At 65.6% G+C, this 16,009-nt stretch carries 17 protein-coding genes; 9 read left to right on the forward strand and 8 right to left on the reverse strand.

The features are described 5' to 3' along the window. The first annotated feature begins 102 nt into the window (after nucleotides 1-102). The 6 genes from QTI17_RS30470 to QTI17_RS30495 all read left to right on the forward strand — a co-directional run bounded on the left by QTI17_RS30470 (nucleotide 103) and on the right by QTI17_RS30495 (nucleotide 5,884). A complete protein-coding gene (locus tag QTI17_RS30470; RefSeq protein WP_286537552.1) occupies nucleotides 103-1,161 on the forward strand; it encodes an HAD family hydrolase in 1,059 nt (352 codons plus the stop codon). Nucleotides 1,162-1,193: 32 nt separating this feature from the next. Continuing rightward, nucleotides 1,194-1,580 (forward strand): response regulator transcription factor, encoded by a 387-nt coding sequence (locus tag QTI17_RS30475; RefSeq protein WP_286537553.1) that lies wholly within the window; start codon nucleotides 1,194-1,196, stop codon nucleotides 1,578-1,580. Between the two features lie 71 nt (nucleotides 1,581-1,651). Then, a complete protein-coding gene (locus QTI17_RS30480) occupies nucleotides 1,652-4,123 on the forward strand; it encodes an arylsulfatase (RefSeq protein WP_286537554.1) in 2,472 nt (823 codons plus the stop codon). Continuing rightward, entirely contained in the window at nucleotides 4,123-4,563 is a 441-nt protein-coding gene (locus QTI17_RS30485) for a hypothetical protein (RefSeq protein WP_286537555.1), read from the forward strand. The genes QTI17_RS30480 and QTI17_RS30485 overlap by 1 nt, the downstream gene beginning before the upstream one ends. A gap of 44 nt (nucleotides 4,564-4,607) precedes the next feature. Continuing rightward, a complete protein-coding gene (locus tag QTI17_RS30490; protein WP_286537556.1) occupies nucleotides 4,608-5,414 on the forward strand; it encodes a DUF2092 domain-containing protein in 807 nt (268 codons plus the stop codon). Nucleotides 5,415-5,434: 20 nt separating this feature from the next. After that, complete coding sequence (locus QTI17_RS30495; RefSeq protein WP_286537557.1) at nucleotides 5,435-5,884, forward strand: hypothetical protein; 450 nt, start codon at nucleotides 5,435-5,437, stop codon at nucleotides 5,882-5,884. Between the two features lie 16 nt (nucleotides 5,885-5,900). Here the strand turns inward: QTI17_RS30495 and QTI17_RS30500 are convergent, their stop codons facing one another. Next, nucleotides 5,901-6,470, reverse strand: a complete 570-nt coding sequence (locus tag QTI17_RS30500; protein ID WP_286537558.1) for a hypothetical protein — start codon at nucleotides 6,468-6,470, stop codon at nucleotides 5,901-5,903. A 1-nt stretch (nucleotide 6,471) separates the two neighbouring features. Continuing rightward, nucleotides 6,472-8,013: an arylsulfatase gene (locus tag QTI17_RS30505; RefSeq protein ID WP_286537561.1), complete on the reverse strand. Its 1,542-nt coding sequence runs from the start codon at nucleotides 8,011-8,013 to the stop codon at nucleotides 6,472-6,474. Nucleotides 8,014-8,180: 167 nt separating this feature from the next. On the opposite strand from QTI17_RS30505, the gene QTI17_RS30510 reads away from it, so the two are divergent. Both QTI17_RS30510 and QTI17_RS30515 read left to right on the forward strand, forming a co-directional pair. After that, nucleotides 8,181-8,615, forward strand: coding sequence for a YidH family protein (locus QTI17_RS30510; protein WP_286537562.1), 435 nt, complete (start codon nucleotides 8,181-8,183; stop codon nucleotides 8,613-8,615). Nucleotides 8,616-8,619: 4 nt separating this feature from the next. After that, nucleotides 8,620-9,015, forward strand: coding sequence for a hypothetical protein (locus QTI17_RS30515; protein WP_286528635.1), 396 nt, complete (start codon nucleotides 8,620-8,622; stop codon nucleotides 9,013-9,015). 21 nt (nucleotides 9,016-9,036) lie between these two features. Here the strand turns inward: QTI17_RS30515 and QTI17_RS30520 are convergent, their stop codons facing one another. Continuing rightward, a complete protein-coding gene (locus tag QTI17_RS30520; protein WP_286537563.1) occupies nucleotides 9,037-9,615 on the reverse strand; it encodes a hypothetical protein in 579 nt (192 codons plus the stop codon). A 264-nt stretch (nucleotides 9,616-9,879) separates the two neighbouring features. Between QTI17_RS30520 and QTI17_RS30525 the strand changes: the two genes are divergently transcribed. Then, on the forward strand, nucleotides 9,880-10,431 hold the full coding sequence (locus QTI17_RS30525) for an OmpA/MotB family protein (RefSeq protein WP_286537564.1): 552 nt from the start codon (nucleotides 9,880-9,882) through the stop codon (nucleotides 10,429-10,431). 62 nt (nucleotides 10,432-10,493) lie between these two features. On the opposite strand, the gene QTI17_RS30530 is transcribed toward QTI17_RS30525, so the two are convergent. The 5 genes from QTI17_RS30530 to QTI17_RS30550 form a co-directional block, all read right to left on the reverse strand. Continuing rightward, a complete protein-coding gene (locus QTI17_RS30530) occupies nucleotides 10,494-11,555 on the reverse strand; it encodes a phospholipase D-like domain-containing protein (RefSeq protein ID WP_286537565.1) in 1,062 nt (353 codons plus the stop codon). A gap of 16 nt (nucleotides 11,556-11,571) precedes the next feature. Beyond that, on the reverse strand, nucleotides 11,572-13,398 hold the full coding sequence (locus QTI17_RS30535; protein ID WP_286537566.1) for an ABC transporter ATP-binding protein: 1,827 nt from the start codon (nucleotides 13,396-13,398) through the stop codon (nucleotides 11,572-11,574). A 19-nt stretch (nucleotides 13,399-13,417) separates the two neighbouring features. Continuing rightward, a complete protein-coding gene (locus tag QTI17_RS30540) occupies nucleotides 13,418-13,729 on the reverse strand; it encodes a hypothetical protein (protein WP_286537567.1) in 312 nt (103 codons plus the stop codon). Nucleotides 13,730-13,768: 39 nt separating this feature from the next. Continuing rightward, nucleotides 13,769-14,506: a transporter gene (locus tag QTI17_RS30545; protein ID WP_286537568.1), complete on the reverse strand. Its 738-nt coding sequence runs from the start codon at nucleotides 14,504-14,506 to the stop codon at nucleotides 13,769-13,771. A gap of 332 nt (nucleotides 14,507-14,838) precedes the next feature. Beyond that, nucleotides 14,839-15,510 carry a flavodoxin family protein gene (locus tag QTI17_RS30550; protein ID WP_286537569.1) on the reverse strand — a complete coding sequence of 224 codons (672 nt, stop codon included), beginning with the start codon at nucleotides 15,508-15,510 and terminating at the stop codon, nucleotides 14,839-14,841. Nucleotides 15,511-16,009: the final 499 nt, after the last annotated feature.

The following is a 16,009-nucleotide window of genomic DNA, read 5'->3' on the forward strand; positions in this document are numbered from 1 at the left end:
TTCGGGCAACCGATCTGCCCTTCGCCCCGATTTCATTGCAATCACGCGCGGGCAATGATCGGCCGAGATCGTCGACCGTCCATCGGAAAGGAAAGCGCAGCCATGAAAGCCTCCGGTCCATCCTCCATTGCTGCACGGTCGCTGCCGGCGACGACGCGCCGCCGGGTGGTTGCCTGGATGCACGGCCTGGCGCTGGTCACGCTGTGGGTGCTGCCCTCGCTCGCGCGGGCCCAGACCGACCCGCTGCCCTCGTGGAACGACGGCGCCGCCAAGCAGGCGATCATGGCCTTCGTCAAGGACACCACGGACAAGACCAGCCCCAAGTTCGTCGAGCCCGAGGCGCGCATCGCGACCTTCGACCAGGACGGCACGACCTGGGTCGAGCAGCCGAACTACGCCGAGGCCATGTTCGCGTTCGACCGGGTCGCGATCGAGCTCGAGCAGCATCCGAGGCTCAAGCTCGTGGAGCCATTCAAGACCATCATGTCCGGCAACCAGGCCGCGATCGCCAGGCTCACCAACGAGGATCTGCTCAAGGTGGCGGCGGCGCTCACCCACAGCGGCATGACGGTGGACGAGTTCCGCACCATCGTGGCCGACTGGCTCGCGAGCGCCAAGCATCCGCGCTTCCAGCGGCCCTATACCGAGCTCGTGTTTCAGCCGATGCTGGAAGTGATGCAGTACATGCGCGCCAATGGCTACAAGACCTACTTCGCCACCGGCGGCGGCCAGGACTTCGTGCGCGAGTACGCCCAGAAGGTGTACGGCATCCCGCCTGAGCAGGTGATCGGGTCGGCGGCCGAAACCTCGTTCGGATACGCCAAGGACGGCAAGGCCGTGCTCACGAAGACGCACAAGATGCTCTACGTGGACGACAAGACCGGCAAGCCGATCGCGATTCATCAAATGATCGGCCGGCGACCCGTGGCGGCCTTCGGCAACTCGGTCGGCGACCAGCAGATGCTCGAATACGTGCAGGCCGGCGAAGGCGCGCGGCTGATGGTGCTGGTGCATCACGACGACGCGAACCGCGAATACGCCTACGGCCCCACCTCCAAGGTCGGCACCTTCAGCGATGCACTGGGCGCCGAGGCGAAGAAGCGCGGCTGGTTGGTGATCAGCATGAAGAACGACTGGAAGCGGATCTTCAGCTGGGAATGAACGAAACCACGGCCGCATCACGATCGCCCGCCATGCCCCTGTCCCTGACCGGTGTGATCCTCGTGGTTGAAGACGACGACAGCATGCGCCAGGCGATCCAGCGCCTCCTGAATGCGGCCGGTTTCAAGACCGAGGCCTATGCCTCCTCGGAGGCGCTGCTCGCCGACGGCAGAGCGGCCTTCGCCGCCTGCGTGGTGAGCGACTACAAGCTGCCGGGCATCTCTGGACTCGATCTGCTGGCGGCGCTGCGCAAGCGCGGGCACTGGCCGCCGGTCGTCCTGGTCACCGCCCACGACTCGCCCGAGCTGCGCCACGAGGCGATGCGCCGCGGTGCATCGGGCTATCTGGCCAAACCGTTTCGCAGCAGGGATCTGCTGGACGCGATCGAACTCGCGGTCCAAGGCCGGCCCATGCCATGAGCCGGCCCACGAATCGACAGACATCACCGCTTTCTCCCCTGGTCAACTTCAACGCAATCGATGGAGGTCGAATGAAAAGAGATCGAATGTTCCTCGTAGGCAGCGTGCAGGCGGCTGCCGCCGTGCTGTCCGCCGCCCTGGTCGCGGTGCCCGTCGCCGCCCAGGTGATCACCGGCGACCTGGGCGCGCCGAGCGCCACCGTGACGCTTCCGGGCAATCAGATTCCGGCGCCCCAGTTGCCATTCGGCGGCGTGATCAAGGAGACGCTGGACGGCTCCAAAGTCTGGTGGCCGCCGCGCGTCGTTCCTCCCAAGGGCGCTCCCAACGTGCTGCTGATCATGACCGACGATCAGGGCTACGGCGTCAGCGGCACCTTCGGCGGTGTCGTTCCCACGCCCGCGCTGGACCGCGTCGCGAAGGCTGGCTTGCGCTACACCCAGTTCAACTCCACCGCGTTGTGCTCGCCGACGCGAGCCGCACTGCTGACCGGCCGCAACCACCATTCGGTCGGCTTCGGCGTCATCACCGAGCTGTCGACCGGCTTCCCGGGCTACGACTCGATCATCGGCCCCGACAACGCGACCATCGGCGCCCTGCTCAAAGGCAACGGCTATGCCACCTCGTGGTTCGGCAAGAACCACAACACGCCGGACTTCCAGTACAGCAAGGCCGGCCCCTTCGACCAGTGGCCGTCGGGCATGGGCTTCGACTACTTCTACGGCTTCCAGGGCGGCGAGACCGACCAGTGGACGCCCTACCTGTTCCAGAACAACCGGCAGATCTTTCCGTGGATCGGGAAGCAGGGCTACAACCTGATCACCGACATGGCGGACGAGGCGATCAACTACATGCAGGGTGTGAAGGCCTCGGCACCCGAGTCGCCGTGGTTCGTGTACTACGCGCCGGGCGGCACGCATTCGCCGCACAACCCCAAGCCGGAGTTCGTCGCGCCCTTCAAGGGCAAGTTCGACAAGGGCTGGAACGCGCTGAGGGAAGAGATCTTCGCCAACCAGAAGCGGCTGGGTGTGATTCCCGCAGATGCCAAGCTGACCGACTGGCCCGACAGCCTGCCCAAGTGGGAGTCGCTCAGCGCCGACCAGAAGAAGCTCTTCGCCCGCCAGGCCGAGGTGTACGCGGGCTACGCGGCCTACACCGACTTCGAGATCGGGCGCGTGATCCAGCAGGTCGAGGACATGGGCCAGCTCGACAACACGCTGATCATCTACATCGTCGGCGACAACGGCACCAGCCCCGAGGGCACGCTGAGCGGCACGCCGAACCAGTGGACCTCGTACAACGGCATCCTCGACTTCCCGGTGGCCGAGCAGCTGAAGTTCTACGAGGCCTGGGGCTCGGCCGCGACCTATCCGCACATGGCGGTGGCGTGGTCGTGGGCCTTCGACACGCCCTTCAAGTGGACCAAGCAGATCGGCTCACACTTCGGCGGCACGCGCCAGGGCCTGGCGATCTCCTGGCCCAACCGCATCAAGGATGCGGGCGGCATCCGCACGCAGTTCCACCACGTGATTGACATCGTGCCGACCATCCTCGAAGCCACCGGCATCAAGGCGCCCGAGATGGTCAACGGCATCAGGCAGAAGCCGATCGAAGGCACGAGCATGGCCTACACCTTCGACAAGGCCAACGCCAATGCGCCGTCGACGCGCAAGACGCAGTACTTCGAGATGATCGCCAACCGCGGGATCTACAGCGACGGCTGGTACGCCAACACGACGCCCCCGCACGGGCCGTGGATCCTGAACGCGCCCCTGCCCCCGATCGCCGACTACAAGTGGGAGCTCTACAACCTCAAGGAAGACTATTCGCAGGCCAACGACCTGGCGGCCAAGATGCCAGAGAAGCTCAAGGAGATGCAGGCGCTGTTCGTTCAGGAGGCAGCCAAGTACCAGGTGCTGCCGCTGGACAACCGCTCGTTTGCCCGTGCCGTCGAGCCGCGGCCGAGCACGACCGCTGGCCGCTCGGTATTCACCTACACCGGTGTCAATCCCGGCATTCCGGTGGCCAACGCGCCGAACATCCTGGGCAAGTCGTACAACATCGCCGCCGACGTCGACATCCCGCAGGGTGGCGGCAAGGGCGTGCTCGCCACGCTGGGTGGCCGCTGGGGTGGATGGGGCCTGTACATTGTCGATGGCAAGCCGATCTTCGACTACAACATGCTGATCCTGGCGCACTACCGCTGGGTCGGGCAGGAAGCGCTCGCGCCCGGCAAGCACACCATCGAGTTCGACTACACCTATGACGGCCCCGGCATCGCCAAGGGCGGCAGCGGCGTGCTCAAGGTCGACGGCAAGGTGGTGGCCACCGGCAAGCAGCCGAATTCGATCGCGTTCCTTCAAGTGGCTGACGAGACCTTCGATGTGGGCACCGACCTCTATACGGAGCTCAACGCCAAGGACTACCAGTTGCCCTTCCCGTTCAACGGAAAGATCAACAAGCTCGTCGTCACGCTCGGCAAGTCGCAGCTCACCGCGGCCGACCAGCGCAAGGTCGAGCAAATGGTGGCGAGGGCACGCGACTGATGCGGCGACATCCCGGAACGCCGGCGGGTCCCGGCCTGCTGCTCGCCTGCCTGCTGGCCTTCGCAGCACCGAGCTACGCGCAGGGCCGGGCGCCCGGCGCGGGCCCGGCCAGGGCGGGCCTCGAGGCGCTCGTGGGCGCGTGGAAGCGCAGCGACGGCAACTACATCATCCTGATCCGCGATGTGGCCAGGACGGGCGAGCTCACCGCCTCCTACTTCAACCCGAACCCGCTCCCCTTCGCGAAGGCCCAGGCCACGCAGGAGGGCGGCAGCGTGCGCGCCGCCTTCGAGCTGCAGGCCGGCGGCTACGGCGGCTCGACCTACACGCTGCGCTACGACCCGGCCAGCGACCGGCTGGTCGGCGAGTACTTCCAGGCGGTGGCGAAGCAGACCTTCGAGGTGGCGTTTTCGCGCCAGCGCACCGAGGGAAAGCTGCGCTGAGCGCGCGCCCTCATCCCATGCTTTCCCTTTGTGGAGCGACTCCCATGACACTTCCTCTCCCTCGATTCAACCGCCAAGCCGGCGCGGCGCTGCTCGCCGCGGCCGCGATGCTGGGCGCCGACCGCGCGGCATTCGCGCAGGATGTCGCCAGGCCCTCGGCCACCGCGGCCGCCGCCCCCGTCAAGGACGATCGCGCGCTGGCCCTGCTCAAACGCATGAGCGACACGCTCGCGGGTGCCCGCACGCTGAGCTTCAAAGTCCGCGGCATCGTGCCGACGCCCGCGCCCAACGGCCAGTACGTGAGCCTGATTGCTTCCTCTCGCGTGGTCATGCAGCGGCCCGACAAGCTCTTCGTCGAAGCCCGCGGCGACCTGTTCCCGAGCGACAGCTATTACGACGGCAAGACCGTGACCGTGATCGGCGCCGATCGGCGGTTCTATTCGCAGCGAGAGGCCAACGGCGGCGCGATCGAGACGCTCATGCAGGCCGTGCAGCCGGGCTCCGACGCCACCGCGCCTTTCTTCGACCTGCTGGTGGCCGATCCTTACGCGTTCCTCACGAAGGACTTCACGAGCGCCTTCTGGGTCGGACAGTCGACAGTCGGCGGCGTCCTGACCGAGCATCTGGCCTTCACCGCGCCGGGGCTCGACTGGGAGATATGGATCGGCTCGGCCGACAAGCTGCCGCGCCTGATGGTGGTCTCCTACCGCACGGGCGAGCGCCAGCCGACCTTCACGGTCGAGTTGTCGGACTGGAAGCTCAATGCGCCGGTTCCGCCCAGGACCTTCAGCGCCGCCATCCCGCCCGGCGCTACGAAGCTCGAGTTCAAGCAGATGGGTCCCGCCAAGTGAACACCGACAGGAGCCATGCGATGAAGCAGATCAAGACCCTCGTCCTCGGCGCCGCCATCATGGCCGGTGCCCTTCTACCGATCTCGGGCGCCAACGCCTGGGTTGCGGCCGCGGGCGGCTGGCGCGGCGGCGCGGTTGCCGTTGGCGGCTACCACCCCTACTACCGGCCCGCAGGCTGCTATGGCTGCGGCGCCGCGGTCGGTGCGGTGGCGGGCATGGCGGTGGGCGCCGCGATCGCGGACGCCAGCCGTCCCGCCGTGGTGGTGCAGCAGCCGGCCGTGATCGTCCAGCCTCCGCCCGCCTACGTGGTCCAGGGCGGCATGCCGCTCGGCACCCAGATCGCCGCCCTGCCCGGAGGCGCACGCAGCATGGTCGTGAACGGCGTCACCTTCTACCAGTCGGGCCCGACTTGGTACAAGCCCTACTTCGGCTCCAGCGGCGTCTACTACGAGGTGGTACCGGCGCCCTGACGCCAAGGAAAACCGCTCAGGCGGCGTCGTCGACCGGCGGCTCGCCGCCCCGACGGTGGTCGAAAGCGTGGCGGTCGGTGAGGAACATCCGCACCAGCCGCCCCTCGCCGAGGTGCTCCGCCAGCACCTGGAACGCAAAGTACGGAATCAGCACCAGCATCATCAGCACAACGTTGGCCAGCATCTCCATGAGCCGGTGGCCCGAGGAGCGCGCCACGACCTCGGCGATCGAGCGGTGCTCGATCAGGCCCACGACCAGCTCTTCGAGCGCGGTCAGCACCATCAGGAACACCAGGAAGGCGAAGACCTTGTGCAGGGTCGGCCAGATCAGCGGATCGCGCTGGTTGTGCTCGCCCACTTTGAACGCGCGGCCTAGCAGGATGAACTTCGCGAGCAGCGCCGCCTTGACGATCGCCACGCCCCAGTAAGTCACGTGCACGCCGTGGTCGTGCAGCACCGCGGCCTTCATGAAGTTAAGAGCCGCGATGACGACGAACAGGTAGCCCGTCAGCACCGCGATTTCCTTCCCCTCGTCGATCGCGCGCCGCTGCCAGGGCGCCTTGGCAGCGCTGGATGCGGGCTTCATCTCAGGTGCCGCTGCCCTTGCTGCCTTCCTGCAGCAGCGTCAAGGCTTTCTCGACACTGAGCGAGCCCGAAACCTGGCTCGGTGGATAGTCCTTGAAGGTGCCGAGGAAGCGCCCGACGATGCCCACCGCAGGAATCATGGTCCAGAGCTTCTCGCCCCACCAGCGGCCGTACAAGAGGCTCTCGCTCTGGTAACGCTCCCACGGGTCCTGGCGCAGGTTGGTCACCAGCGGCACGTTGGTCGAATCGGGCTTGCCGTTGAACAGGTTGCCCTCGATGGTCTTGAAGCTGACCTTCCAGGCGTTGTAGCGCACGGCCATCAGGTCGGCGTTGTCGCTGAAGTAGAAGAACTCCTGGCGCGGCCCTGGCGCCTCGCCCTTGAAGAAGGGCATGAAGTTGTAGCCGTCGAGGTAGTTCTTGAAGGTCTTCTCGCCGGCCTTGTAGCCGGTCAGCAGCTTCTCCTTGACCTGCGGTTCGCCGGCGGCGGCGACCAGGGTCGGCAGCCAGTCCTCGGCGGCCATGATGTCGTTGACGATCGTTCCGGGCTGGATCACGCCCGGCCACTTGGCCAGCATCGGCACGCGGAAGCCGCCCTCGAAGACAGTCCCCTTCTCGCCCCGGAACGGATGGTTGCCGCCGTCGGGCCAGCTGAAGATCTCGGCGCCGTTGTCGCTCGTGAACATCACGATGGTGTTGTCGGCGATGCCCTCGTCGTCGAGCTTCTTGAGCAGTTCGCCGACGATCCAGTCGAGTTCCATCATGGCGTCCGCATAGAGGCCGAAGCCGCTCTTGTCCTTCCACTTGTCCGACAGGTGGGTCCAGACATGGCAGCGCGTGGAGTTGTGCCAAAGAAAGAATGGCTTGCCGGCCTTCACCGAACGGTCGATGAAGTCGACCGAGCGGCGCACCAGCTCGGCATCGACGTCCTCCATGCTGAACTTGGCCGCCGGGTCCATGCCCGGATGCGGCGGCAGCGGGCCGCAGTCGTTGATCTTCTGCCTGCCGACGCGACCCCAGCGCGGCTCCTCGGTCGAGTCGTCGACGTCGGTGGCGAAGGATTCGATGATGTTGCGCGGGCCGAACTGCTCGTGGAAGCCCGCCATCCTCGGGTACTCGCCGTCGTACGGCTCTTCCATCGCGTTCAGGTGGTAGAGGATGCCGTAGAACTCGTCGAAGCCATGCACCGTGGGCAGGTATTCGTTGCGATCGCCCAGGTGGTTCTTGCCGATCTGCGCCGTCGCGTAGCCGAGCGGCTTGAGCAGTTCGGCAATCGTCGGGTCCTTGTCCTGCAGCCCCTGCTTGGCAGCCGGCATGCCGACCTTCAGCAGGCCGGTGCGAAACGGCGTCTGGCCCAGGATGAAGGCGGCCCGCCCCGCGGTGCACGACTGCTGGCCATAGTAGTCGGTGAACAGCGCGCCTTCCTTGGCCAGGCGGTCGATGTTCGGGGTGGTGCCGCCCATCATGCCCCGGTGGTAGGCGCTGAGGTTCCAGATGCCGACGTCGTCGGCCATGATCATGATGATGTTGGGGGCCTTGTCAGCCATAGGTATCTCCAGTTTGTTCCACTGTTCACCACCCATCCTGACAGGCGTGGCGCGGACTGCAAATAGGGCCAAGGGGCAACGGGCTTGCCCTTAAGGGCAAGTGAGGCGAGTTGCCGTCCGCAAGCATGGACGAAGCGGCTCCCGGCATGCATAGTCATAAGCCGCCCATGAACACCGCTCCTACGCCCCCTCCCGCCGACCCGGCCCCGCCGCGTCCCAAGACCTCGGACGAGCTTGCGCAGATCCGCACCGACCTCGCCGTCGAGCGCACCCTGATGGCCTCCGACCGCTCGTTGATGGCCTGGGTGCGCACGGGGCTGTCGATGATCAGCTTCGGCTTCACGATCTACAAGGTGCTCGAGGCCTTCCAGCAGCAGGGCGGGCATCTGCGCAGCGATGCTGCCGCGCGCAACGTCGGGCTTTTCCTGACCGGCCTGGGCACGGTCAGCATCGTGGTCGGCACGATCGAATACTGGGCGCGGCTCAAGTCGCTCAAGCAGAGCCAGCAGTTCCGCCTGGCCCAGCCCTCGCTCGTGATCGCGCTGATCATGTCGGCCGCGGGCCTGCTGATGTTCTTCAGCATCCTGCGCCGCTTCGTCTGAGGCCATGGAGATCTTCGAGCCCTTCGTGCGCACCTGGGCCGACATCACGAGCGGCCGCCACGTGCCGCTGGCCTTCCGCTTCGTGCTGCAGCCCTGCCTCGCCATCTTCTTCGCCTGGCGCGCCGGCCGGCAGGACGCACGCGAGGGCCGGCCCTACTATGTCAGCGCACTGATCCGCGATCCGGTGCATCGACCGGGCCTGCTGCGCGAGGGCTGGACGCACATCGGCAAGGTGTTCTGCGTCGCCATCGTGGCCGACGCGATTTACCAGGTGATCGTGCTGCACTGGTTCTATCCGTTCGAGGCCCTGCTGGTGGCGCTGCTGCTCGCGGTACTGCCCTACCTGGTATTCCGCAGCGTCGTCAACCGGGTCCTGCACCACGCCCCAACCCGAAAATGACCACGCCGACCACCGCCATGATCACCAGCGACACCGCGAACAGTCCGAGCGCGATGGCGAGGCCCCGCGATCGGTCGAGCGCCAGCCGGCGTCCGAACCAGACGCCCTGAACGCCCAGGTACCACTGCGCCGCCGACTCCCGCCATGACGCCGGCTGCGACATCGTTGCCCGCCCGATGCAGCGTCGTCGCGATGGCCGGTCACGACCAGGGGCGCGGAAAAGAAGCACTGCAGGTAGAACGGCGAGCGCGGGGTGATCGCGTCGACCTCGAGCCCCTGCCGGCGTACGAAGCCGTAGGCCATCACTAGCGGTACGATGCTGTTGCCGATCACGCGAAAGATCAGCAGTTTTGTCTCCTTGGCGGTCACGCGCTGCACCAAGCCCGACTGACCCAGCAGCGCGAGCACGTTGTCGTGGATCTCAATCTCGACCCCGTGCGCGAGCAGGATCGTCAACATCAGGAGCAGCGGCGGACTCACCAGGCCCGCGAAGCGCGTCGCCGCCTGGTCGTCCAGGTCGGCCAGCGCGCGCGCCGCCACCGACTGCGGATGCACCAGCACGCGCCAGAACGTGCGCGAAAAGAACAGCAGCCAGGTCATGAACTCTTAGAGCGTCTTCGAGCGAGCGGATGAACTTGATGATTTCCATGGCTTAGTGCCGACTTTGCACCCACGGCCTGCGCTCGCCCATGCATCGCCGGCCAGCAGACCGTCCGCCTCCACTTCGAGGCAACGGCCTTGCACTTTCGGGCAGTCCGATTGCCCCTCTCCCCGATACCCTTCGAGCCCCATGCGATTCAAGATGAGGGCGCACACATATCGTCCGGTTTCAACGCGTCTTTCCTCAACGCCAAGGGGTCCATCATGAAACTCAGAAAGCTCAGCCTCGCGCTCTGCGCGCTCGTCCTCGCGACCGGCTGCGTGACCAAAGGCACCTACAACACCGAGGTCCAGAAGGCAAACAACTACGCCGCGCTCAACACCCAGCTGTCGGGCGAACTGAGCGCCGACCAGGCGCAGATCACGCAGTTGCAGAACGAGCTCAAGGTCACGCTCGTCAACGAGATCCTGTTCCCAGAAGGCGGCTACACCTTGAGCCCCAAGGGCGAAGCGACGCTCGGCAAGATCGCACCGACGCTCGCCAACCTGCCGGGACAGCAGATCATCGTCCAGGGCTTCACGGACAACGAACCGATCGGGCCCGAGCTGCGCCGCCGCTTCCCGTCCAACCTCGAGCTGTCGTCGGCGCGCGCGGACGACGTGGTGCGCTATCTCACGTCCAAGGGCGTGCCGGCGGCGACCATCTCGGCGCAGGGCTTTGGCGAGGCGCGCCCGGTGGCGAGCAACAGCACGCCGCAGGGCAAGGCCAAGAACCGTCGTGTCGAGATCGTGATCTCGGCGGGAAACCGGCCCTGATCCGGTGCCGCGTGGCGGCGTACCGTATCGAAGCGGCCTGATCGACCGCCTCGATGCGCGGCTCAGTGCTTCTTGTGACTGTGCTTGCCGCCGGCTTCGTCCTTCGACTTGGCCTCTTCCTTGTGCGTGTCGTCCTGCTCCGCGCTGCCGTCGAGCACGAGGTGCGCCGGATCGAGGTTGCGCTTCTGCAGGTCGTGCAGCAGGCCCGCATCGCTGAGGTCGATCTTGTGCGAGGACGCCCAGTCCCGCTCCGCGGTTTCCCGAAGGCGCAGCACGGTGGCCGGATCGTCGGTCTCGATCGCCAGCTCGCGCCGCCCGTCGAAGCTGCCGGGCGCCAGGTTGATCGAGCCCACGATGGCGCGCTGGCCGTCGGCCAGCATCATCTTGGCGTGCAGCTTGAGGTGCTTCATCGTGTGCACCTTGGCGCCCACGTCCTGCAGGATGCGCAGGCCGCCGACGCCCTCGATCAGCTTCTCGGCCTTGAGCGAATGCGGCGGCTTGGTGAGGATGTGAATCTTGACGCCGCGGGTCGCGGCGCGCACCAGGCGTTCGATGATGACGGTGTCCTGGTAGCGCTCGTTCTGCACCCACAGCGAATGCTTGGCGCCGTCGATGAAGGCGGCCACTCGGGGGCGGCCGTTGTCGGGGCACCAGATCAGGCGCGAGTCAGGGTGTGGCGTAAAGTCGGCGTGCGCCCAGTCGGCGTCGAAGCAGGCTTCCATCTCGCCGGTTTCGAGCGCATGCGTCGTGATCACGGCGTAGTCGCGGGTCTCCGTCAGATCCTTGGGCTCCCAGTTCAACGATTCGACGAAGCCGACGCGATTGTCGACCACCATCGACTTCTGGTGCGTGAGGTCGAACTTCGGATTGCTGTCGCGGACCTCGATGCCGGCTGCAACGAGGGTCTGCCGCGAGGCTTCGTTCTCGGTCTCGCCGCTGCGGCGCGCCGGATTCAGCATCACGCGCACCTTGACGCCGCGCTGCTTGGCCGCAACTACTGCGGCAAGCAGCGTCTCGTCGGTGAACAGGAACATCCGGATGTTGAGCGCCGTCCTCGCGCCGTTGATGGCGTCGAGTATGGGCTTAGCGGTGTCGTCGGGCAGCACGATCAGTTGATGGGACATGGCGGGCCTCGGATTGTTATGCGGTGGCGACTGCAGCCACGGCGGGGTTCTCGTACTGGATGCGGTGCAGCTCGGCATAGACGCCGCCAAGCGCCACCAGTTCCTCGTTGGTGCCTTCCTCGACCACCACGCCGTCCTTCAGCACGATGATCTTGTCGGCGTTGCGCAGGGTGCTCAGACGGTGGGCGATCATGATCACGGTGCGGCCTTCCATCAGTCGCTCCAGGCCCTCGATCACCAGGCGCTCGGACTCGGTGTCGAGGGCGGCCGTGGGTTCGTCCAGGATCATGATCGGGCTGTTGCGGATCACCGCCCGCGCGATCCCGATGCGCTGGCGCTGGCCGCCCGACAGCGTGTCGCCGCGTTCGCCCACCAGCGAATCGTAGCCATGCGGCATGCGGGCGATGAACTCGTCGGCGTTGGCGAGCTTGGCGGCGGCGACGATCTCCTCGCGGGTCGCGCCGGGCTTTCCGTAGGCGATGTTCTCGCCGATGGTGCCGCGGAACAGCACCGTCTCCTGCAGCACGAAGCCGATCTGCGCGCGCAAGGCCGCGAGCTTGTGGGTGGCGATGTCGACGCCGTCGATCAGGACCCGGCCGGCGGTCGGGTCGTAGAAGCGCGGCATCAGGCTGACCACGGTCGACTTGCCGCTGCCGGTCGGGCCCACGATGCCGACCACCTGGCCCGGCTTGATGTTGAACGAGACGTCGCGCAGCACCGGGGCTTCGTCGGCACCGTAGCCGAAGGCAACGTGCTCGAAGCTGATCTCGCCCTTGGTGCGGCCCGGGTCGATTGCATCCAGGCGCTCGCGGATGATGTCGTCGGCGCCGAGGATCTTCTGGATCCGTTCGAGCGCCACCGTGGTCTGCGCGATGGTGCTGGCCATGCTCGCGAGGTCCTTCACGGGCTTGAAGAACTTGTTGAGGTAGGCCAGGTAGACGGTCAGCGCGCCGGCCGTCATGGTGCCGGCGACGATCAGCGCCGTGCCCTTCCACAGCACGATGCCGGTGCACAGCGCCACCACCACCGCCACGACCGGCGACAGCAGCGACTTGACCTTGCGCGCGCGCAGCGCGGCCTCGGTGCTGGCGTGGCTTGCGGCTTCCATGTGCGCCACCTCGAGATCCTGGCGGCCGAATGCCTTCACGGCGCGGACCTGGCCCAGGCCTTCCTGGACCACTGCGACGATCTCGCTCTGGCGCGCGCGCACGTCGCGCGTGACGTTCTTGACCGCATTCTTGAACCGGAACACGAACAGCAGCAGGAAGGGCATTACCGCAACCGCGATCAGCGTGAAGTCCCAGTCGAGCCAGACCATGAGACCCAGCATGAAGACGATCGTGACGATGTCCACGAGGATGCCCAGCGTCGACGACGAGGCGAAGTTCTGCACCGTGGCGACGTCGCTCGTGATGGTCGACATCAGCGTGCCGGTCTTCGCTGTGTCGTAGAAGCCCAGCGACAGCCGGTGCAGATGCTCATAGATACGCAGCCGGAGGTCGTTGGCGACCCACTGGCCGATGCTGGTCGTGTAGTAGTTGTCGATGTAGGTCGCGATGCCACCGATGACCGCGATCATTACGGTCGCGATACCCGCGAACAGCGCCACGCCGAGCGTGTGGCGCCCGATGCCCAGCTGGTGCGCCCATTCGAGCCAGCGGGGCAGATGGTGATTGCCGAGCGCATCGTCGAGCACCAGCTTGAGCGGCCAGGGCGCGGCCAGGCTCATGAGCACCTCGATCACCATCGCGATCAGCACGATCGCGAGCCAGGCGTGGTAGGGGCGGATCAGGTTCAGGACCAGGCCGCGCATAGCGGTGTCGGCGGGCTTCGGCGTGGACATGCGCGGGCGTCGCGGCGGCTCAACGCGCGCGGATGACGTCGGAGACAACGCCGTTCTCGTTCACGGTGCAGTTGATGTTCGGCTGGCCGGCGCCGATGCTGAGCGTGACGACGTAGAAGCCCTCCTCCATCGTCTGCGAATCGTAGAGCGGCTTCACGTCTTCCTTGGGCACCTTGCGCTCGCGCGAGACCGCGTCGATGCAGCTGGTGCGCGAGATCTGTGGCGACAGGAACCCGCCGATGATCGGCTTCGGCGGCTGGTAGTTGGCGCAGCCGGTGGCGAGGGCGGCCAGCGCCAGGACTGCGACGGGGGAGCGATGGAAGAAAAGCATGGGGACTCCTGATGAAGAAGGTGGCCGGCAAGCGGCCGATCACTTGGGGAACATGAACTGCGCCTGCAGGCGGATCTGCCAGTTGGGCCCGTTGTCGGGCTTGACGACGTTGTAGTAGGCCGAGAGCTGTGTGTTCACCGGCAGCTTGCCCAGGTGAAAGATCTTGCCGATGCCACCGCCCAGCGGCACGGTCCAGCGCTGGCTGCTGTCGGCGTTCCAGTCGACCGTGATGATCGGGGCCGTCGTCAGGTAGAAGCCGCCCGGGAAGTTGTAGTTGGCGAAGGGCTGCAAGGTGCCGTTGTTGTACGAGCCGCCCTGCTTGCTGCTGCTGACCGACCAGATGTTGTTGACCAGTGCGCCGTAGACCCACGGGTCGCCATGGTCCATGTGCAGCACGACGAAGGCCGGCCCCATTCCCCAGTTCTTGTTGCCGAGCTCCGAGTTGCTGTTGGTCGGGATCTGCACCACCGGGCCCGCACCCCAGATCCACTTGCCCGGGTTGGCCGGCGACAGGAAGGCGGTGAACACCGTGTCGCCCACCCCGCTGAGGCTGCCGATGCCCGGGCCCAGCGAAGGCATCGAGATCACCGGCAGGATGGTGCGCGTGATGACGTTCCACTCGGAGTTGACCGAGATCGGGACCACCGGCTGGATGTTGAGGATGTTCTGCGTTCCCTTCTCGGGCCCGTAGTTGAGGTTGGTGTTGTTCTGGAACGGCACGCTGATCAGGTTGCCGACCGGGTTCTGCGCCAGCTTGGCGAGTTCCTCGGCGCTCAATTCGGCGCGCGATGGCGCCGCCAGAAACAATGCAGCTACAAGGGCTGCACTGGCGCGAACTGCTGGCGAATGAAAGCTCGATTGCATGGTTGCTTGCCCTGAAAATGGTCCGACGCCCTCGGCTGGGACGAGCAAAAACTTAGTCGCGCCGCACGACTTGGATGATGATGGTCGCGGTATCGAGGACATTCGTAAATCATGGCAAAGGGCAATTTCGTTGCCCGAAAGGGCAAGCCAAACCCGCTGAACTTTCCCATGCGCATGCCCTGATGGTCCCTCGACAGAGAAGCATAGGCCGGCGTGCCATGACATCCCAGGCACTCCCTTTTGCGCTACCAAATTTTTGGGGGTGCCAGACGATCTGCGAGTCGATCGGCAAAGGCCCGGGACTGATCGACATAGCTGGGCTGCAGTGTCGCTGGCGGAATCCTGAAGCCGAGGTAACGCTCCTTGGTCACCCCTGTCGACAAGTAGCTCAAGAGTGCCAGCATGGAGTCCACCGGGCCGCCACCGGCGGTGAAATGGCTGCCATCCATGTAGTCGCCGCCTTGCTTGACGATGAGCTTCTTGAGAATCCGAAGGTCGTCGCGCCAATAGCGGTGGGCGACCGCGACTGCGGCACAAGGCTTGCCGCTGATGAGCTTGCGACCCGCTTCCGACTCCAGGAACGAACGTATCGGCATGCAGGGGTGCAGCCACCAGGTGGGCGAGGCGATGCAGACCAGGTCGTAGGGTCCTGCGCCTACCTCGTCCGGAATTCGGATCTGCCCTGTCACGCCGCGAAACTGCGGAAGCACCATCCCGAAAATGTCGCGATAGGCATGTCGCAGCGGAAACTGCGAGAACCGGGGGGCGTAACGCGGGTCTGTGAACTCGATCTTGGCGAGTTGCACCTTGCAGCCTCGCTCGCGCAGTCGACTCGCCATGGATTCAGCCACGCTCAAGGTCTGCTGGCTGTACGTGTAGTAGACGATCAGGACCGATGGGGGTGTCGAATCGGCCATCTCAGGCTTTCGACGTGGGCCCGAAGCCTAAAAAATCGAACGCCGGTAGGCAGAAAATGCGCATCATTGATTCGCTTTCGAGGGTTCCGAGTGATGCCCCTACTATGCGTACAGTCACGAATCTCTGTCTATGGCTCGGGCGGTCCATGGCCGGTTTTTGCCCTTTGAGGCAATTGGATTGCCCTTCAGCCCTATGCTGGGTCGCGACGGGTCTATGGGAAGATGCGACGGGCTGCCATGGCCGCTTGCACGTCGGCTTGGCAAGGTCCGCACACATCTTTGACGCTGGGCGATTGTTGCGTCACAGTGCCAAGCCCACCTTAACAAGGAGCTTCCACATGATCGGGTCCATCGTTCGCACGCTGGGGACCGCAGTGGCCCTGGCATCCGCGTGCATTGGCGTGTCGGCCGTTGCGCAAAGCGAAACCAAGAAATTAGAAAAGGACGCCGAGAAGGCCTGGGACGCGACCAAGACTGAAACCAAGAAGGTCGAGAAGGC

Origin of the sequence: Variovorax sp. J31P179, from assembly GCF_030316985.1 — a bacterium.
GTDB lineage: Bacteria > Pseudomonadota > Gammaproteobacteria > Burkholderiales > Burkholderiaceae_C > Variovorax > Variovorax ginsengisoli_B.